Raw genomic sequence first — 19,223 nt, 5'->3', positions numbered from 1 at the left:
GCCGTTGGCCTCAGTCCTGCGACTGGGCCGCCCACCACTCCTTGAGCGCGGCAACGGCGGCGTCCCGCTCCATGGGGCCGTTCTCCAGCCGAAGCTCCAGCAGATGCTTGTACGCCTTGCCGACCTGCGGCCCGGGGGCGATACCGAGGATCGTCATGATCTCGTTGCCGTCGAGGTCCGGGCGGATCGCCTCCAGCTCCTCCTGCTCCTGGAGCTGTGCGATGCGCTCCTCGAGCCCGTCGTACGCACGGGAAAGCGCCCCCGCCTTGCGCTTGTTGCGGGTGGTGCAGTCCGAGCGGGTCAGCTTGTGCAGCCGGTCCAGCAGCGGTCCCGCATCGCGTACATAGCGGCGCACCGCGGAGTCGGTCCACTCGCCCGTGCCATAGCCGTGGAAGCGCAGATGCAGTTCAACCAGACGTGAGACGTCCTTCACCATCTCGTTGGAGTACTTCAGCTTGGTCATCCGCGACTTGGTCATCTTGGCGCCCACCACCTCGTGGTGGTGGAAGGAGACCCGGCCGTCCTTCTCGAACCGGCGCGTCCTCGGCTTGCCGATGTCATGCAGCAGGGCCGCCAGCCGCAGCACCAGATCCGGTCCGTTCTCCTCCAGATCGATGGCCTGCTCCAGCACGGTCAGCGAGTGCTCGTAGACATCCTTGTGCCGGTGATGCTCATCACGCTCCAGCCGCAGCGCGGGAAGCTCCGGCAGAACGCAGTCGGCGAGCCCGGTATCGACGAGCAACCGCAGGCCCTGGCGCGGGCGAGCCCCCAGGACCAGCTTGTTCAGTTCTTCACGCACCCGCTCGGCCGAGACGATCTCGATACGGCCGGCCATGGACGTCATCGCGGCAACGACGTCGGGGGCGACCTCGAAGTCCAGCTGAGCGGCGAACCGTGCGGCGCGCATCATCCGCAGCGGATCGTCGGAGAAGGACTCCTCGGGCGTCCCCGGCGTACGCAGCACCCGGGCGGCCAGGTGCTCCAGTCCGTTGTGCGGGTCGATGAACTCCTTCTGCGGAAGCGCCACCGCCATCGCGTTCACGGTGAAGTCCCGACGGATCAGGTCCTCCTCGATGGAGTCGCCGTAGGACACCTCAGGCTTCCGAGATGTCCGGTCATAGGCCTCTGACCGATACGTCGTGATTTCAATCTGAAAGCTCTGCTGTGACCCGTTTCCGCTGGGAGCGTCCTTCCGGCAGCCGACCGTGCCGAAGGCGATGCCGACCTCCCAGAGAGCGTCCGCCCAGGGACGGACGATCTTCAGTACGTCGTCGGGCCGGGCATCCGTCGTGAAGTCCAGGTCATTGCCAAGGCGGCCGAGCAGCGCGTCCCGGACCGAGCCGCCGACGAGGGCCAGCCGGAAACCGGCCTGCTCGAACCGGCGGGCGAGATCGTCAGCGACGGGAGAGACCCTCAGCAATTCGGCCACGGCACGGCGCTGCACCTGGCTGAGCTCATTGGTCGACTGCGGGGATCGGCTGTCATTGTTGGCGTTCGGCACAACAGCACAGGGTACGTGGCCGCGCGCCTCGGAGCCTCCAGATGATCGGCGCAACCGATCCCGTAACGATCTTGTGGAGCTCTCCACAGCACTTCGCCACAGCGGGCATCGTTACCATTCCGTGGACGCACATTGCGACGACCACTGACGACCACTGACGACGAGGGACGGGCGAGCGCGTGGCCGATGCGGCAGACCACCGGGGGACCACTTCCGCTCGTGCCCGTCGATGGCTGCGGCGCACGGCGGCATTCCTCGCGGCCGTACCGGTGCTTGCGGGCGCGACGCAGATCCCCGCGTCGCCCGCCGCCCACGCGGCCCCGGCGGAGCACACGGCCGGGACGGCACACACGGGCTCCGTGGCGCTGCCCGGGGGCAAAGTCACCCGCTCCCACTCCGTGGACGTCGCCATCACCTCGATGACGCCCACCGCGCCGGAGAAGGGCGACACCCTCACGGTCGGCGGAACCGTCACCAACGGCACCAAGACGGCGATCTCCGCCGCCCATGTCGGCCTCCATGTGGGTCAGCCCCTCAACGGCCGCAACGCGATCGACGATGCCGCCCGGCGCACCAGCTACACCCAGGGCGCGGACGGCACCGAGATCGGCGGCAAGTACATCAAGAAGATCGGCAAACTGGCGGCCGGTGCCAGCCGTGACTTCTCTCTCTCCATACCGGTCGACAAGCTGGACCTCGGCCAGGACGGCGTCTATCAGCTCGGGGTCTCCCTGACCGGACAGACGCAGAACCGGCCCTGGCCGCAGGTGCTGGGGATCCGGCGCACCTTCCTCCCCTGGCAGACCAGCGCGGCCGAGAAGAAGTCCCAGCTCACCTTCTTGTGGCCGCTCATCTCCGCCACCCATGTGACCCCTCGTACGGAGAACGACGAGGACCGCACCCCCATCTTCCGTGACGACCGTCTTGTGAAGGAGCTCTCTCCCGGCGGCCGGTTGCAGCAGATGGTGACGTTGGGGAAGAGCCTCCCCATCACCTGGGTGATCGACCCCGATCTGCTCGCCACGGTCGAGGCGATGACCCGGACGTACGAGGTCGAGGACCCCAAGGGTGGGGACGACACCACACCGGGCCGCGGGCAGGCCGTCGCCAAGCAGTGGCTCAACGATCTTCAGAAGGCCGTGGAGGACCAACAGGTGGTCGCGCTGCCCTTCGCCGACCCCGATCTCGCCTCCCTCGCCCACCGCGGCAAGAACTCCGGCGCCCTCGGCCACCTCCAGGACGCCACCGAGCTCGCCTCCTTGACCGTGCAGACCGTCCTCGGGGTGAAGCCGCGCACGGACTTCGCCTGGCCAGTGGACGGAGCGATCGACTCCTCCGTCGTCGATGTCGCCACCTCCGCGGGCGCCCACAACGTCATCGCCCGCAGCGACAGCCTCCGGGAGACCGGCGGCCTCTCCTACACCCCGACGGCGGCCCGGCAGATCGGCGGCGGCAACACGGCGGTGGTCGCCGACGCACGGCTGTCCACCGCCTTCAACGGCGACATGTCCACGCCGCAGAACTCCACGCTGGCCATCCAGCGGTTCCTCGCCCAGAGCCAGATGATCAGCCTCCAGGCACCGGACAAGCAGCGCAGTATCGTCGTCGCGCCGCAGCGAATGCCCACCGCCAGCCAGGCACAGGCCATGGCGGCGGCCCTGAAGGGTCTCCCCGGGCAGTGGAGCGAGCCCCTCGACCTGAGCCGGGCCGCGAAGGCCAAGCCCGACCCGAACGCCACCCAGCGGGTGCCCGGCGGCCATGCGTATCCCCGAGCACTGCGGAAACAGGAGCTGCCCTCCCAGGCGTTCGACGACATCCAGAAGACCCAGGGCACCCTCGACATGTTCGAGCGGATCCTCACCGCCGACTACCGGGTGGTCCCCCCCTTCGGGAACGCGATCAGGCGCGACATGTCCACCTCGTGGCGCGGTGAGGCCCAGCACGCGACCGGATTCCGGCATGACGTCCAGAGCTATCTGTCCGGGCTCACCAAGAAGGTGCGCCTGGTCCCGAAGACGGACATGACACTGTCCGGGCGGAGCGCCACCATCCCGGTGACCGTGCAGAACAACCTGGTGCAGGGCGTCAAGCTGCGGCTGGTCCTCCGCTCCCAGCAGGGCAACCGCCTGGCGGTCGGCGAACCCCAGGTCGTCACCGTCGAGGGCGGCCACAGCCAGTCCGTGAAGTTCGGCACCACGGCGAACGCGAACGGGCCGGTGTGGGTTTCGGCACAGCTGGAAACCCCGGACGGACAGCCGTACGGCGACGAGATGACGTTCCAGGTGAATGTCACCGAGATCACCTCGACCGTCATCCTCGTCATCGCCGGCGGTGTGCTGCTGCTGGTCCTCGCCGGCATCCGGATCTACGTCCAGCGCAAGCGGTCCGCCGCCGACGGCGATGACGAGGGCGATACGGAGCTGGACGCCGAAGACGGCAAGAGCGCCGAGGACTCCCGCGAAGCCGCGGAGACCGACGAATGTGACGCGTCACACGCTCTCGTGCCCGAGCAGCCGAGTGACCCGGCACCGGACACCGGATCGCAAAGCGCTGACCCGTCCGGCTCGGGTGAGAAAGTGGAGCATTGAGCAATGCCCGGGCCGACCGGCCGCAGCGGACGATGAGGTGGGGTAGCGATGAACGCGCCATATGACGGTGATGGCCAGGGGCCACCACCGCCGCAGCCATCCCCTCACACCCCCCACGACCCTTACGGACCGCAACCGCACCAGCAGGATCCGTATCTGGGCGACGCCCAAGCCCCTGCGGCCGATCCCCGTCAGGCGTACGGCCAGACGCACTACACGCAGGATCCCTATCTCCAGGATCCGTACGTCACCGGCACCTACACGCCCTACCCCCACACGTCCGCGTCGCAGGACGCGTATGGCCATGATCCGCTGACGGACCCGCTGTACGACCGGGCCGCGCCCGCCGCGCCGCCGCAAGGCGGCCATCCTCAACAGCCCTACCCCCAGCAGGCCGCCGCGCCGCGGGGCCACGACCCGCGTGCCTGGCCGCCCGCGGCCGGCCAGGCCCCCGCCGGCCCGCCGCAGCAGCAGTACGCCGACCCCGCGGCCCCGGGATACCCGGGCACGGACGTCGGCGGCTACGGGGCGGGGGAGCAGCCGCAGCGGGATGCCTTCGCACATCTCTACCGCGATCAGCAGCCCTACGAGCCCCGACCCTCCCAGGGCCATCCGCAGAGCCCCCAGGGCTATCCGTCCGCGCCCTCCCAGGGCCAGGCTCCGGTGCCCGGGCCCGCGCGGCCCGCGCCCGCGCCTGCGGCCGAGCCCGCGTCGGCCGCCGCGCCCACGGTGGCCGCACCGGTGATCACCGAGCCCGCCGCCGACGAGGCCGCTCCCAAGCGTTCCGGCGGACGTGCGGCGAGCCTGCTCCAGTCCAGTGCGCTGATGGCCGCCGGAACGCTGGTCTCCCGGCTGACCGGCTTCGTCCGGCAGATGGTGATCATCGCGGCGCTCGGCGCGGCGACCCTCGGCGACACCTACGCCGTCGCCTACACCCTGCCGACGATGATCTACATCCTCACCATCGGCGGCGGTCTGAACTCGGTGTTCGTCCCGCAGCTCGTCCGCGCCATGAAGGAGGACGAGGACGGCGGCGTCGCCTACGCCAACCGCCTGCTCACCCTGGTGATGGTGGTCCTCGGCGTCCTCGTCACCGTGGCCGTGTTCGCGGCCCCGCTGCTGGTGCGGATGATGTCCGCCGACATCGCCGACAACCCCCCGGCCAACGAGGTCGCGGTCACCTTCGCCCGCTACTGCCTGCCCACGATCTTCTTCATGGGCGTACATGTGGTCGTCGGGCAGATCCTCAACGCCCGCGGCCGCTTCGGCGCGATGATGTGGACCCCGGTCCTGAACAACATCGTCATAATCTTCACCTTCGGCCTGTTCATCTACGTGTTCGGCACGGCCAGCAGCTCGAAGATGGAGGTCAGGACCATCACGCCGGAGGGCATCCGGCTGCTCGGCGCCGGCACCCTCCTCGGGCTGGTCGTCCAGGCGCTCGCGATGTTCCCGTATCTGCGCGCCTCGGGCTTCCGTTTCCGGCCACGCTTCGACTGGCGGGGCCACGGCCTCGGCAAAGCCGCCAAGCTGGCCAAGTGGACCGTCATGTTCGTCCTCGCCAACCAGGTGGGTGTCGTCGTGGTGACCCAGCTGGCCACCTGGGCCGGTTCCAAGGCCGACAACCAGGGCTTCCCCGGCACCGGCTACCTCGGCTACTCCAGCGCGCAGCTCATCTGGGGCATGCCCCAGGCGATCATCACCGTCTCGGTGATGGCCGCCCTGCTGCCCCGGATCTCCCGCGCGGCCGCCGACGGGGACGCGGGCGCGGTCCGCGACGACATCTCACAGGGCCTGCGCACCTCCGCCGTCGCCATCGTGCCGATCTCCTTCGCGTTCGTCGCGCTCGGCATCCCCATGTGCACCCTGCTGTTCGGCGCCTCCGGCACCGAGGCCGCCCAGTCCATGGGCTACATGCTGATGGCCTTCGGCCTCGGCCTGATCCCCTTCTCGGTGCAGTACGTAGTGCTCCGCGGCTTCTACGCCTACGAGGACACCCGCACCCCCTTCTACAACACGGTGATCATCGCCGCCGTGAACGCCGCCGCCTCCGCCCTGTGCTTCCTGGCGCTGCCCGCCCGCTGGGCCGTCGTCGGCATGGCCGCCTCCTACGGGCTGGCCTACACGATCGGCGTAGGCGTGGCGTGGAAGCGTCTGCGCGTCCGTCTGGGCGGCGATCTGCACGGGCGCCATGTCGTGCGCACCTACACCCGTCTCGTGGGCGCCAGCGTCCCCGCAGCCCTCCTCGGCGGTGGGGCGGCCTACACCATCACCCAGTCCCTCGGCTCCGGCCTGGCGGGCTCCGTAGCGTCCTTGGCGGGTGGCGGTCTCGTTCTTATCGCGGTCTTCTACATTGCGGCGAAACGGATGCGGATCGAAGAGCTGACGGCCATGGTCGGTATGGTGCGCGGACGACTCGGTCGCTGATCATTGAGCACAACCATCGTCCGCCGTCGCGTGTCGTGCATAGCGGCGGACTGTGGGCACAATTGTCTTGGCTCGGACCAGGTGCAACGGATGGGGAGGCAGGAACGACGGTGGCGGAACGGAGCACGGCTGCCGTCGACGTGGCCGACAGCGGTGATGAGGAGCCGCTGACCGCCGAGGCGGGCAAGGCCACGGCCGACGGGGCGGGGACGGAAGAGAAGGCCGGCAAGGACACAGAGGCCGCTGGCACCCGGGAGACGGGCGCCGCGGCCGACGCGAACCCACCCGAATTGCACAGCGGTCACAAACTCGCCAGACGGTACCGTCTGGAGGAGTGCGTCACCCGTCTGGACGGATTCAGCAGTTGGCGTGCGGTGGACGAAAAACTGCGCCGTGCCGTCGGTGTGCACATCCTCCCGGCTGACCATCCACGGGCCCGTCCGGTCCTCGCCGCCGCCCGCTCGGCGGCGCTTCTGGGCGACCCCCGCTTTGTCCAGGTCCTCGACGCCGTCGAGGAGAACGACCTCGTCTACGTCGTCCACGAATGGCTTCCGGACGCCACGGAACTCACCACCGTGCTCGCCGCCGGGCCGCTGGAGCCGCACGACGCCTATCAGTTGGTCAGCCAGGTTTCCCAGGCGATGGCCGCCGCCCACCGCGAGGGTCTGGCCCATCTGCGCCTGAACCCCGGCTCCGTGCTGCGCACGGAATCCGGTCAGTACCGCATCCGCGGTCTGGCCGTGCTGGCCGCCCTGCGCGGTATCAGCGCCGACCACCCCCAGCGCACCGATACGGAGGCGATCGGCGCCCTGCTGTACGCCGGGCTGACCCAGCGCTGGCCCTACGAGAAGGACGCGTACGGGCTCGCCGGGCTCCCCAAGGGCGTCGGCCTGATCGCACCCGACCAGGTCCGCGCCGGAGTCCACCGCGGGCTGTCCGAGCTGGCGATGCGCGCCTTGGTCAACGACGGGGCCACCGCCTCCCGTCAGGACCAGCCCTGCACCACCCCCGAGGAGCTGGCCAAGGCCGTCTCGGCCATGCCGCGCATCCGGCCGCCCGAGCCCGCCTTCACGCCCTCTCCGGCCTATCAGCGCACCACGTACCAGCAGGGCGCCTACGGCCAGCCCCCGACGCGTGGCGGCACCTCGCGCCCTCCCGCGCCCTCTCCTGTGCCCCCGCCGCCTCCGTTGCAGAGCCGCACCGGAAAGGCCCTCAAGTGGGCCGTCTCCGCGCTTCTGATCGCGGCCCTCGGCCTGGGCAGCTGGCAGCTCGCCGACACCCTGCTGAAGGACGAGAACAAGCCGGACCCGGGCAAGTCCACCAGTGAGAAGGACGACGACAAGCCGGGGCAGGTTGCCAGCAAACCGATCGCCATCAAGGACGCGGTGGAGTTCGCTCCCGACGGCAGCCTCCAGAACGCCGAGCAAGCCGACCTCACCTATGACAAGGACCCGTCGACCTCTTGGCGCACCAGGGGCTACGACGATGGTCCCAATTTCGCCCCGAGCGTCAAGAAGGGCGTAGGGATCGTCTATGACCTCGGCTCGGAGCAAGAAGTCAGTGGTGCTTCCATCTCCTTGCAGTACGGCGGCCCGTTCACCGAGATCTCGCTGTACGCCACGGACTCCCTGAATCCGACCGCGTCGGCCAAGGACCCCGTCAGCTCGTTTACGCATCTGTACACGGGCAAGACGACGACGAAAGCGGCCGACCTGAAGGTCAAGAAGACGGTCAAGACGCGCTATGTACTCGTCTGGCTCACGGCGTTGCCGTCCTCTCCGCCGGAGCAGTACTACGCACGGCCCTTTAAGCAAGCCATCACGGAAGTGAAGTTCACCGGCTGAGCCCGGTTCGATCAGGGAGGGGGCTCGACGTTGGACGACGCCACCATCGGCGAGGCGAGCGACGCCGAGCTCCTTGCCCGGCATGTGAAGGGCGACCCGGACGCCTTCGGCGAGATAGTACGGCGCCACCGCGACAGACTCTGGGCGGTGGCGCTGCGCACCCTCGGCGACCGTGAGGAAGCCGCCGACGCGGTCCAGGACGCGCTCGTCTCCGCCTACCGTGCCGCCCACACCTTCCGCGGCCAGTCCGCCGTCACCACCTGGCTCCACCGCATCACGGTCAATGCCTGTCTGGACCGGGCACGCAAGACCGCCTCCCGCCGCACCTCCCCGGTCGCCGACACCGACCGGCTGGAGCAGCTTCTCGAACCGCATGAATCGGCCGCCGCCCCTGCCGAGCGCGGCGATCTCCACCGCGAACTCCTCCAGGCACTGCGTACCCTCCCCGCCGAGCAGCGCGCGGCACTCGTGCTCGTCGACATGCAGGGATATCCCGTGGCGGAGGCCGCGAAGGTCCTGGAGGTCCCCACCGGTACGGTGAAAAGCCGCTGCGCACGGGGACGCGCACGACTCCTCCCACTGCTGTCGCATCTCCACCCCAATGGGAGGGGTAGTACCTCTTCGGGCGGGGCAAGGAACCGGACGCAGGGGACGTCCGTCCCACCGACGGCAGGACCGAATGACACAGATGCCGTGAAGGGCGGAGGTGGGCGAGCGTGACATCCTCGACGGACACGGACGAGCACCCGGACGTCGCGGAGATCTCCGCACTCACCGAGGGGCTGCTCTCTCCGTCCAGGACCGTCGATGTGCGCACTCACCTCGACGGCTGTGTGCTCTGCGCCGATGTACGGTCCTCACTCGACGAGATCCGCTCACTGCTCGGCACCCTCCCGGGCCCGGTGCAGATGCCCGCCGATGTCGCGGGCCGTATCGACGCCGCACTCGCCGCCGAGGCGCTTCTCGACGCCACCGCCCCCGAGGCTTCCGAGGGCCGCACGGATGTTTCACGTGAAACTCCGGAGCCGTCGGCGTCGCCCCAGCAGGTTTCACGTGAAACGGCCGAGGACAGCGATCACGCGGCGGGAGCGTCCAAGCCGTCCGTGACCGCTGACCGGCCCGCCGGGCGGCCACGAGGCGCCACCGGACCAGGACGTGGATCCACCGGCCCCGGCGCCCGCTCCGGCCGTACCCGCCGCTGGCCCAGGATTCTCCTCGGATCCGCATGCGCCGTGGCCGTCATCGGCCTGGGCACGTTCTTCATCCAGGAAGCGACCTCGGGAGACGGCACCGGCTCCGGGCCGAACGCCAACCGCAACTCCACGGAGCACCAGGACACCGTCTCGGCCGGAACCCTCAAGGACCGGGTCCACGAGATGCTCACCGACCGTAAGACCGCCGCCTCGCCCGGTGGTCCCTACAAGGGCACCCCCGATGTGCCACTCCGTGCCGAGGACCCGAAGGTCCCGTCCTGCGTCCAGAAGGGCATCGGCCGTACAGAGCCGGCGCTCGCCGCACAGCAGGACACCTACGACGGCAAGGCCGCCTATATCGTCGTGCTGCCGCACCCCTCCGACAGCTCGCGTGTCGATGCCTTTGTGATCGACGCGTCCTGTGTCTCGTCCTCACCGTCCTCCACCGGAAAGCTCCTGGAGACCCGCACCTACCCACGGGGCTGAGGAACGGCCCACACGGGCCCCGCCGGAGCGCCACCCGGGAATGCCGGACCCGTAGGATCCGTTGGGTGGGGTGGCAGCGTTTTCCGGGGAATCCCGGGGGCCGCCGCCCAGTCAGCAATGGCAGTCGGCAGAGACAAGGAAGACATCCGTGAGCGACGTCCGCAACGTGATCATCATCGGTTCCGGGCCCGCGGGCTATACAGCCGCGCTCTACACCGCCCGCGCTTCCTTGAAGCCGCTGGTCTTCGAAGGCTCCGTGACCGCCGGTGGTGCTCTGATGAACACCACCGACGTGGAGAACTTCCCCGGCTTCCGTGACGGGATCATGGGCCCGGACCTCATGGACAATATGCGAGCCCAGGCCGAGCGCTTCGGTGCCGAGCTTGTCCCGGACGATGTGGCCGCGGTCGACCTCAGCGAGGACATCAAGACCGTCACCGACTCCGCGGGCACGATCCACCGCGCCAAGACGGTCATCGTCAGCACCGGCTCCCAGCACCGCAAGCTGGGTCTGCCGCGTGAGGACGAGCTCTCCGGCCGCGGTGTCTCCTGGTGCGCCACCTGTGACGGGTTCTTCTTCAAGGACCAGGACATCGCCGTCATCGGCGGTGGTGACACCGCGATGGAGGAGGCGACCTTCCTGTCGCGCTTCGCCAAGTCCGTCACCGTCGTCCACCGCCGGGACACCCTCCGGGCCAGCAAGGCGATGCAGGAGCGCGCCTTCGCAGACCCCAAGATCTCGTTCATCTGGGACAGCGAGGTCACCGAGCTCCACGGCGACGGCAAGCTCTCCGGTCTGACCCTCCGGGACGTCAAGACGGGCGCGACCTCCGAGCTGCCGGTGACCGGGCTGTTCATCGCGATCGGCCACGACCCGCGCACCGAGCTGTTCAAGGGCCAGCTGAACCTGGACGATGAGGGCTACCTCAAGGTGGACGCTCCCTCGACCCGTACGAATCTCCCCGGTGTCTTCGCCTCGGGCGATGTGGTGGACCACACCTACCGTCAGGCGATCACCGCGGCGGGCACCGGCTGTGCCTCCGCCCTGGACGCCGAGCGCTACCTCGCCGCCCTGGGTGACGGCGACGCCACCGTCTGACTCCGCTTCCCACCCCTGCACCAACCCACTAAGGAGATAGCCATGGCCGGTGCCACGGTCACTGTGACGGACGCCGACTTCGAGGAGACCGTCCTCAAGAGCGACAAGCCGGTACTCGTCGACTTCTGGGCCGCGTGGTGCGGTCCGTGCCGCCAGATCGCCCCGTCCCTCGAGGCAATCGCGGCCGAGCACGCCGACAAGATCGTCATTGCCAAGCTCAACATTGACGAGAACCCGGCCACCGCCGCCAAGTACGGCGTGATGTCCATCCCGACGCTCAACGTCTACCAGGGCGGCGAGGTCGCCAAGACCATCGTCGGCGCCAAGCCGAAGGCCGCGATCGAGCGCGACCTGGCCGACTTCATCGGCTGAGCCCTCAGCCACCCACACGAAGGGGCCGCCCCGGAGGGCGGCCCCTTCGTGTTTCACGTGGAACGCTCACAACGGACGGAGCGCCGGCTCTTTCTGAACCGCACCGAGCAGCCGGTCCAGGGCCAGTTCGACGTCCTCCTTCCAGGAGATCGTCGTTCTCAGCTCCAGTCTCAGCCGTGGATAGCGCGGATGGGGGCGGACGGTCTTGAAGCCCACCGCCAGGAGGTGGTCGGCGGGCAGGACACACGCCGGTTCCTTCCAGGTGGCATCCCCGAACGCCTCGATCGCCTTGAAGCCCCGGCGGATCAGATCCTTGGCAACCGTCTGGACCATCACCCGGCCCAGCCCCTGCCCCTGGTAGCCAGGCATCAGCCATGCCGTCATCAGCTGCACAGCATCGGCCGCGACCGGGCTTGTCGGAAAGGCCGTGGACCGGGGGACATAGGCGGGAGGCGCATAGAGCACAAAGCCCACCGGCACCTCATCGACATAGACCACCCGGCCGCAGGATCCCCACTCCAGCAGAACGGCCGAGATCCACGCTTCCTTCTCCAGCTCCGGCCGACCGGCCCTTACCGCGGCTTCGCCGCTGACGGGGTCGAGCTCCCAGAAGACACAGGCGCGACAGCGCTTGGGGATGTCCGGGAGGTTGTCCAGCGTGAGCGGTACGAGCCGACGCCCCATGAAGCCAGTCCCTCACTTCCATGGCCAGCCGCGGCACGGGCGGCTGACAGAGCACTACGCTCCCTGAGCAGACTGCCGACAAACCCGCCGACAGCTCCCAGGCCCAATCCTGTGGCCAACAGTCCGGTGCGGCTCACCGATCGCATGGCCCTGCCCTCCATATGAGGCACCTCCACATGGATCCGCCATACCTGGTCGCATCGTATCCGCGCGGCGAATGCACCGATACCGCGCTGAGGCAAAGAGCGGGCCGTGTTCCGAGATCATCGGAACACGACCCGCCCCGCACTGCCATTCCGTACGGCGGAGCGCCGTACGGCCAGTGCCTTACTCGTCCTCGTCGTCCGCCTCTGCGAGAGGCTGCTCCAGCACTGGTCCCTCGCCGGGGGCGAGGGACCCGAGAATGCGCTCCAGATCCTCTATCGAGGCGAACTCAACGACGATCTTTCCCTTCTTCTGGCCCAGGTCGACCTTCACTCGGGTCTCGAACCGGTCGGAGAGCCGTGACGCCAGATCGGTGAGTGCGGGGGACACCCGGTTACCGGCGCGCGGCCCCTTGCTCTTCGATGTCCCGCCCGAGCGGGATCCCATCAGGGTGACGATCTCCTCGACCGCACGCACCGACAGCCCTTCGGCGACAATGCGATGCGCCAGCCGGTCCTGCTCCTCCCCGTCTTCCACGGAGAGCAGAGCTCGCGCATGCCCGGCGGAGAGCACCCCCGCCGCGACCCTGCGCTGGACGGCCGGTGAGAGCTTCAGCAGCCGCAGCGTATTGGAGACCTGGGGACGCGAACGCCCGATCCGGTCGGCCAGCTCGTCATGTGTGCAGCTGAAGTCCTTCAGCAACTGGTCGTAGGCGGCCGCTTCTTCCAACGGATTCAGCTGGGCCCGGTGCAGGTTCTCCAGCAGCGCGTCGAGAAGAAGCTTCTCGTCCTCAGTCGCTCGGACGATCGCCGGAATCTTCTCCAGCCCCGCCTCACGGCAAGCCCTCCACCGGCGCTCGCCCATGATGAGCTCATAGCGCTCGGGCGCCAGCTGCCGCACCACAACGGGCTGGAGGAGACCGACTTCCTGGATCGAGGTGACCAGTTCGGCGAGCGCGTCCTCATCGAAGACCTCACGCGGCTGGCGAGGGTTGGGGGTGATGAAGTCCAGGGGCAGTTCGGCGAAATGAGCTCCGGCGACTTCCTCCGTCATCGCCACCGGAGCCGCCTCGGGCTCCGGTTCACGCGGCGCGGGCTCGGTTTCCTGTGAAACACCGTTGGTGGCCAGCGCGGCCACCTTGGCCGCCGCCACCCCACGCTCCTGGGTGAGCATGGGGACCGCGGTCGGTGAGGTGGTGCCCCCGGACGTGGTGACCGTTCCCGCCCCCGCCAGGGGTCCGGAGTTGTCCGCCCCCTTCGGCGCGGGAGGGATCAAGGCACCGAGCCCACGGCCCAGCCCTCTGCGTCGCTCACTCACTGAATCCCCTCCTGCATGCTGTGCTGGTCGTGCTGGCTGATCTCGGGAAGAGCATGAGCGTGCTGGCCGTCATACTGCACACTCACCCCCCTGAGCGCGATCTCTCTCGCCGCCTCGAGATAGGAAAGCGCCCCGCTGGATCCCGGGTCGTAGGTGAGGACCGTCTGCCCGTAGCTGGGGGCCTCGGAGATCCGCACCGATCTCGGGATGCTGGTTCTGAGGACCTCACCGCCGAAGTGGCTGCGGACCTCGTCCGCCACCTGCGAGGCCAGCCGGGTACGGCCGTCGTACATCGTGAGCAGGATGGTCGAGACATGAAGCTTGGGATTGAGATGGCCGCGGACAAGATCCACGTTCCGCAGCAGCTGGCCGAGCCCCTCGAGCGCGTAGTACTCGCACTGGATCGGGATCAGCACCTCAGCGCCCGCGACCAGAGCGTTGACCGTGAGCAGTCCGAGCGAGGGCGGGCAGTCGATGAGGATGTAGTCCAGCGGTTGCTCATAGGCCTGGATGGCCCGCTCCAGTCGGCTCTCCCGCGCCACCAGTGAGACCAACTCGATCTCGGCACCGGCGAGATCGATGGTGGCCGGAGCGCAGAACAGCCCCTCCACATCCGGGACCGGCTGCACCACATCGGACAGGGGCTTGCTGTCGACCAGGACGTCGTAGATCGAAGGGACCTCGGCATGGTGGTCGATCCCCAGGGCCGTCGAGGCATTGCCCTGTGGGTCGAGGTCGACCACCAGCACACGACCGCCGTGCAGAGCGAGTGAGGCAGCCAGATTGACCGTGGTCGTGGTCTTTCCGACTCCGCCCTTCTGGTTGGCCACCACGATCACCCGGGTCTGCTCCGGTCGCGGCAGCCCCTCGCCGGCCCGGCCCAGGGCTTCGACCGCCAACTGAGCGGCACGGCCAATGGGGGTGTCGTCCATCGGAGGAGGTGTTTCACGTGAAACATCCTCCCCCGCCGATTCGGTACGGGGGCCGGGGACCGGATCGGTCATCGGCCCCGCGATGTTGGCGTCGGACCGCAAGGATTCACTCTCCTCGACATCAGGCTCGCGATGAACAGAGCCTGCCATGCTTTTGGGGTCGTGAACCAGCGAGGCCCGTTCTCCTGTGGATGAATCCACGTCCTTACGGGGTCGGCGGTCGCGGGGCGAGGCCGCCGCACGACCGCGACTGATGATTCCATGCAGCAGGGAGCGACGTTTCACGTGAAACACGATGCATGGATGGACCTGGCGATCTGCCGCGACACTCCGGATTGCGTAGTTTAGGCAGCTTGTATGGAGCACTCCGGCCCTCCGTACGGAGGGCACTTCACATACGAATCACATCGGCTGCGCCACCGGATCAGCTCAGGGCCTGCGCCGCGGACTCCGTCGCGCCGCCTTGGCTCGCTTGGCGGCGAAACGCACACCTCCAGGGCTCTCCCCGACCTCGACCCGCACCACGGTGGACAGCGGGTCGACCACCCCCTCGCCGACATGCAGCACCGAGGTGCCCACCACACCCAGCTTCCCCAGTGCCGCACGGGCGTGCTTGAGCTCCTCCTCGGCGGTGTCGCCCTTCAGCAGGAGCATCTCTCCGTAGGGACGCAGCAGCGGAACTCCCCAGCCCGCCAGCCGGTCCAGTGGAGCCACCGCCCGTGCGGTCACCACATGGACCGGAGGCAGCTTGCCCAGGACCTCCTCGGCGCGGCCACGCACCACCGTCACATGGTCGAGTCCCAGTAGCTCCACCACTTCCTGGAGGAAGTTGGTACGCCGCAGCAGGGGCTCCAGCAGCGTGATCCGCAGATCCGGCCGGGTCAGGGCGAGCGGGATACCGGGCAGCCCGGCGCCCGAGCCCACATCGCAGACGGTGACCCCCTCCGGCACCACTTCGGAGAGCACGGCGCAGTTCAGCAGATGCCGCTCCCACAGCCTCGGCACCTCGCGCGGGCCGATCAGCCCGCGGGTCACCCCGACATCGGCCAGCAGCTCTCCGTAGCGGACAGCCTCCGGGAAGCGCTCACCGAATACCTCCCTCGCCTCGTCGGGCGCCGGGGGGAGCTCCGCTGCTTCCGTCACGGGGACCGTCCTTCCGTACCGAACACTGTGGCTGAACGCTGATGCAAGGCTGACAAGATTCGGCCCCGTCTGCGCGCAGACGGGGCCGTGTGCAATGAAGCCGGACCGGGTCAGGCCGGGAGCACGACCACGCAGCGCTGGGGCTCCTCGCCCTCGGACTCGCTGCGCAGCCCTGCGGCGGCCACCGCGTCGTGCACGACCTTCCGCTCGAAGGGCGTCATCGCCTTGAGCTTCACCGGCTGACCGGTGCCCTTCGCCTCTTCCGCGGCCTTGGTGCCGAGCGCGGTGAGCTCGGTGCGCTTACGGGCCCGGAATCCGGCGATGTCGAGCATCAGCCGACTGCGGTCGCCGGTCTCCCGGTGGACCGCGAGGCGGGTCAGCTCCTGAAGAGCCTCCAACACCTCGCCGTCGCGGCCGACCAGCTTCTGAAGATCACGGCTGGTCGATTCGCTGATGATCGACACCGCTGCGCGATCGGCCTCGACGTCCATGTCGATGTCGCCGTCGAGGTCCGCGATGTCCAGCAGCCCCTCGAGGTAGTCGGCAGCGATCTCCCCTTCCTGTTCCAGGCGGGTCAGGGTGTCGACACCCTCGGCGGCCGGGGTGGTGCCTTCCGTCACGGATGGACTCCTTCGTTACTTCTTGGAGGGGTGCTTGGGGCGCTGCTGGCCCTTGCGCTGCCCGGACTTCGTGGTGCGGGAGGAGCCGCCGCCGGCCGGCTTGCCGCCCTGCGCCGCCTTCTTCTCCGGCTTCTCTGCCTCGCCCTTGCCGGACTCCTTGGCAATCGAGGTCTTCGCGGTGCCACCGGACTGCGCCCTGGCGCGGCCCTGGCCCTGGGTGCTGCCCGCGGTGCGCTGCGACTTGGTCTGGCGCTTGGGCTGCTGACGGTTGGCCCGCGCGGTCTCGGCGGCCTCCTTGGCGGCGACCTCGGCAGGCTCCTCCTTCAGCTTGCCCTTCTCCCGCAGCCGCTCCTGGCGGGCCTGGAAGGCGACGCTGCCCGGGGTGGGGTTCCGGCGGATGACGAACATCTGCTGGCCCATGGTCCAGACGTTGGTGGTCAGCCAGTAGACGAGGACACCGACCGGGAAGTTGATGCCGAAGACGGCGAACATGATGGGGAAGACGTACATCAGCATCTTCTGCTGCTGCATGAACGGCGTCTTCACCGTGAGGTCGACGTTCTTGGTCATCAGCTGGCGCTGGGTGAAGAACTGCGACGCCGACATCAGGATGATCATGGTGATCGTCACGACCCGGACGTCCGTGAGGGAAGCGCCCAGCGACTCGACCTTCGAGGCCGAGTCCATGAACTTCACGGACAGCGGAGCGCCGAAGATATGGGCGTTACGGGCGCTCTCCAGCAGCGGCTGGTCGATGAAGGCGACCGTCTTGCCGTTCGCGATGTGGTTGAGCACCTGGTAGAGCGCGATGAAGAACGGCGACTGCGCCAGGATCGGGAGACAGCTCGAGAGCGGGTTGGTACCCGTCTCCTTGTAGAGCTTCATCATCTCTTCGGACTGACGCTGCCGGTCGCTCTTGTAGCGCTCCTGGATCGCCTTCATCTTCGGCTGGAGCGCCTGCATGTTCCGGGTCGCCTTGATCTGCTTCACAAAGAGCGGGATCAGGCAGATCCGGATCAGCACCACCAGGGAAACGATCGACAGACCCCACGCCCAGCCACTGTCCCGGTCAAAGATGAGGCTGTAGAACGAGTGGAACTGGACGATGATCCAGGAAACTACGTAATAAAGAGGGCCGAGGATCGTGTCCACGAATCAGGCTCCTTGGGCATTGGGCTGGGTCTCGGGCTGTGCGGCAGGCTCCACAGCCGGATGCCCGCCGAGGCGGTTCCGCAGCCGCTGGTGCCACACCGGACGCTTCCGGGGCGGGACGTGGTCGACGCCACCGAGCGACCACGGGTTGCAGCGCAGAATGCGCCAGGCCGTCAGCGCCGTTCCTTTCACCGCGCCGTGCCGGTCAATGGCCGTGTAGCCATAGTGCGAGCACGACGGGTAGTACTTGCAGACCGGTCCCAGCATGGGGCTGATGGTCCACTGGTACAGCTTGATCAACCACAGCAGCGGGTACTTCATCGCGGCACCCCTCCCAGTAGCCGCTGCACCGCCGTGTCGAGATCGCGGGCCAGCTGGTCGTGACCCGCCTCACCCGCACCGGGCAGTGCCCGTACGACCACAAGGCTACCTGCGGGAAAACGATCGAGTCGGTCCCGCATGAGATGGCGCAGCCTCCGCTTCACCAGATTGCGGACGACGGCGCCGCCGACCGCCTTGCTCACGACGAAACCCGCACGCGCCGGGGGAGCACTCCCCCCGGATGCGTGCGGGTCCCTGTCACCGCTGGTGAGGCCGCTGCGAAAGTGCACGACAAGGAGCGGGCGACCGGCCCTGCGTCCTCGGCGTACCGCGGCCGCAAAGTCCTCGCGCCGCCTCAGCCGATTCTCGGTAGGCAGCACGTCATGGACCTTGAGGTCAGGCTGCTCAGGCCGACAGGCGGGCGCGACCCTTGCTGCGGCGGGACGCGAGAATCGCGCGGCCGGCACGGGTGCGCATACGCAGCCGGAAGCCGTGGGTCTTCGCGCGGCGGCGGTTGTTCGGCTGGAAGGTGCGCTTGCTCACTCGGGGGCTCCAGAAATGAATCGGGTGGTGGCGGGAGATCGCCTGGCTGTCACCGTGCGCCCACGAGTAGCTCGCAATACGCCCGAGTGCACCGCTTCACGATCGTGGATCATGGTGTCCGCGATCCTTGCCCATCGGAGGCAGGCGGCAGCAGCCATCGACAACTCGACCTGGTTACGGTACGCGCGGTTACGCCATCCGGTCAAACCGGTGGACGCCACACCCACGCCACCCGCCGCGTCACCTGGGGGCAAGGGAACGCCCGGCGACATTGCATGGCACATTTGTACACACCCTGTGGACAACGACTTGAACCGTGCACCCCGGCCTGACTACCGTGGCCAGGCTCCGATTCCTTCACGCCCGTCCCGAGAACCACACATTCGTGGGACCTGTCGGCGTCCCCCACCCAGCGAGTGAGAGAGCGTGCCCTGTGGCTGACGTACCCGCCGATCTTGCCGCAGTGTGGCCACGTGTGCTCGAGCGGCTGCTGGGAGAGGGCACGGGACAGGGCGGACAGGGTGTCGAGGCCAAGGACGAACACTGGATCAAACGGTGCCAGCCGCTGGCTCTCGTCGCAGACACCGCTCTGCTGGCCGTCCCCAATGAATTCGCCAAGGGCGTACTGGAGGGCAGGCTCGCCCCGGTGGTCAGCGAGACGCTGAGCCGGGAGTGCGGCCGCCCCATCCGTATCGCGATCACCGTGGACGACTCCGCCGGTGAGCCGGTCGTCCCGCAGCAGCCCCAGCGGGAGCAGCGCGAGACGTATGAGAGCCGGGATCAGCGCGAGGCGTACGAAAGCTACGACGGCCGGGAGCACTACGGCCGCCCGCCGTCCGCCGATGAGCTGCCCACCG

Annotated in this window: 17 protein-coding genes and 1 pseudogene; 8 read left to right on the top strand and 10 right to left on the bottom strand. The window is 68.4% G+C overall.

What is annotated here, in order from left to right:
* Positions 1–10: 10 nt before the first annotated feature.
* Entirely contained in the window at positions 11–1,501 is a 1,491-nt protein-coding gene (locus JK363_RS06160; RefSeq protein WP_201872226.1) for a CCA tRNA nucleotidyltransferase, read from the bottom strand.
* A gap of 179 nt (positions 1,502–1,680) precedes the next feature.
* On the opposite strand from JK363_RS06160, the gene JK363_RS06155 reads away from it, so the two are divergent.
* From JK363_RS06155 to trxA, 7 genes are all read left to right on the top strand, one after another.
* Positions 1,681–4,089, top strand: a complete 2,409-nt coding sequence (locus JK363_RS06155) for a DUF6049 family protein (protein WP_201872223.1) — start codon at positions 1,681–1,683, stop codon at positions 4,087–4,089.
* Positions 4,090–4,137: 48 nt separating this feature from the next.
* Complete coding sequence (gene murJ, locus JK363_RS06150) at positions 4,138–6,516, top strand: murein biosynthesis integral membrane protein MurJ (protein ID WP_201872221.1); 2,379 nt, start codon at positions 4,138–4,140, stop codon at positions 6,514–6,516.
* A 110-nt stretch (positions 6,517–6,626) separates the two neighbouring features.
* Positions 6,627–8,360: a protein kinase family protein gene (locus tag JK363_RS06145; protein WP_201872214.1), complete on the top strand. Its 1,734-nt coding sequence runs from the start codon at positions 6,627–6,629 to the stop codon at positions 8,358–8,360.
* 30 nt (positions 8,361–8,390) lie between these two features.
* Complete coding sequence (gene sigM / locus JK363_RS06140; RefSeq protein WP_201872212.1) at positions 8,391–9,080, top strand: RNA polymerase sigma factor SigM; 690 nt, start codon at positions 8,391–8,393, stop codon at positions 9,078–9,080.
* Complete coding sequence (locus JK363_RS06135) at positions 9,077–10,039, top strand: RsmA family anti-sigma factor (RefSeq protein ID WP_201872209.1); 963 nt, start codon at positions 9,077–9,079, stop codon at positions 10,037–10,039. The genes sigM and JK363_RS06135 overlap by 4 nt, the downstream gene beginning before the upstream one ends.
* A 148-nt stretch (positions 10,040–10,187) precedes the next feature.
* Complete coding sequence (gene trxB, locus JK363_RS06130) at positions 10,188–11,138, top strand: thioredoxin-disulfide reductase (protein ID WP_201872207.1); 951 nt, start codon at positions 10,188–10,190, stop codon at positions 11,136–11,138.
* A 42-nt stretch (positions 11,139–11,180) separates the two neighbouring features.
* A complete protein-coding gene (gene trxA, locus JK363_RS06125) occupies positions 11,181–11,510 on the top strand; it encodes a thioredoxin (protein ID WP_009716492.1) in 330 nt (109 codons plus the stop codon).
* 66 nt (positions 11,511–11,576) lie between these two features.
* Here trxA and JK363_RS06120 read toward each other — a convergent pair whose 3' ends face one another.
* The 9 genes from JK363_RS06120 to rpmH all read right to left on the bottom strand — a co-directional run bounded on the left by JK363_RS06120 (position 11,577) and on the right by rpmH (position 18,366).
* Positions 11,577–12,194 (bottom strand): GNAT family N-acetyltransferase, encoded by a 618-nt coding sequence (locus JK363_RS06120; RefSeq protein ID WP_009716491.1) that lies wholly within the window; start codon positions 12,192–12,194, stop codon positions 11,577–11,579.
* 327 nt (positions 12,195–12,521) lie between these two features.
* Positions 12,522–13,655, bottom strand: a complete 1,134-nt coding sequence (locus JK363_RS06115; protein ID WP_201872205.1) for a ParB/RepB/Spo0J family partition protein — start codon at positions 13,653–13,655, stop codon at positions 12,522–12,524.
* Positions 13,652–14,737 (bottom strand): ParA family protein, encoded by a 1,086-nt coding sequence (locus JK363_RS06110; protein WP_201872202.1) that lies wholly within the window; start codon positions 14,735–14,737, stop codon positions 13,652–13,654. The genes JK363_RS06115 and JK363_RS06110 overlap by 4 nt, the downstream gene beginning before the upstream one ends.
* A gap of 279 nt (positions 14,738–15,016) precedes the next feature.
* Entirely contained in the window at positions 15,017–15,730 is a 714-nt protein-coding gene (gene rsmG / locus JK363_RS06105) for a 16S rRNA (guanine(527)-N(7))-methyltransferase RsmG (protein ID WP_201872200.1), read from the bottom strand.
* A 110-nt stretch (positions 15,731–15,840) separates the two neighbouring features.
* Complete coding sequence (locus JK363_RS06100) at positions 15,841–16,350, bottom strand: Jag family protein (RefSeq protein ID WP_201872198.1); 510 nt, start codon at positions 16,348–16,350, stop codon at positions 15,841–15,843.
* A 15-nt stretch (positions 16,351–16,365) separates the two neighbouring features.
* The gene (gene yidC / locus JK363_RS06095; RefSeq protein ID WP_201872196.1) at positions 16,366–17,502 is read right to left on the bottom strand and encodes a membrane protein insertase YidC; all 1,137 of its coding nucleotides are present in this window, start codon (positions 17,500–17,502) and stop codon (positions 16,366–16,368) included.
* A 3-nt stretch (positions 17,503–17,505) separates the two neighbouring features.
* A complete protein-coding gene (yidD, locus tag JK363_RS06090) occupies positions 17,506–17,823 on the bottom strand; it encodes a membrane protein insertion efficiency factor YidD (RefSeq protein ID WP_030827780.1) in 318 nt (105 codons plus the stop codon).
* Positions 17,820–18,203 carry a ribonuclease P protein component gene (gene rnpA / locus JK363_RS06085; protein ID WP_201872194.1) on the bottom strand — a complete coding sequence of 128 codons (384 nt, stop codon included), beginning with the start codon at positions 18,201–18,203 and terminating at the stop codon, positions 17,820–17,822. The genes yidD and rnpA overlap by 4 nt, the downstream gene beginning before the upstream one ends.
* Positions 18,204–18,228: 25 nt before the next feature.
* A complete protein-coding gene (rpmH, locus tag JK363_RS06080) occupies positions 18,229–18,366 on the bottom strand; it encodes a 50S ribosomal protein L34 (RefSeq protein WP_003956500.1) in 138 nt (45 codons plus the stop codon).
* A gap of 433 nt (positions 18,367–18,799) precedes the next feature.
* Between rpmH and JK363_RS45155 the strand changes: the two are divergent.
* Positions 18,800–19,103: pseudogene (locus tag JK363_RS45155) on the top strand (chromosomal replication initiator protein DnaA); the annotation flags it as partial.
* Positions 19,104–19,223: the final 120 nt, after the last annotated feature.

The sequence above is a fragment of the Streptomyces coffeae genome, assembly GCF_016741875.1.
Classification (GTDB): Bacteria; Actinomycetota; Actinomycetes; order Streptomycetales; family Streptomycetaceae; genus Streptomyces; species Streptomyces coffeae.
This window is presented reverse-complemented; position numbering and strand designations above follow the sequence as displayed.

Excerpts from the sequence above, each read along its gene's own strand:
- murJ (WP_201872221.1), top strand. The coding sequence starts at position 4,138 with ATGAACGCGCCATATGACGGTGATGGCCAGGGGCCACCACCGCCGCAG.
- trxA (WP_009716492.1), top strand. The coding sequence starts at position 11,181 with ATGGCCGGTGCCACGGTCACTGTGACGGACGCCGACTTCGAGGAGACC.
- JK363_RS06120 (WP_009716491.1), bottom strand. The coding sequence starts at position 12,194 with ATGGGGCGTCGGCTCGTACCGCTCACGCTGGACAACCTCCCGGACATC.
- JK363_RS06110 (WP_201872202.1), bottom strand. The coding sequence starts at position 14,737 with ATGGCAGGCTCTGTTCATCGCGAGCCTGATGTCGAGGAGAGTGAATCC.
- yidD (WP_030827780.1), bottom strand. The coding sequence starts at position 17,823 with ATGAAGTACCCGCTGCTGTGGTTGATCAAGCTGTACCAGTGGACCATC.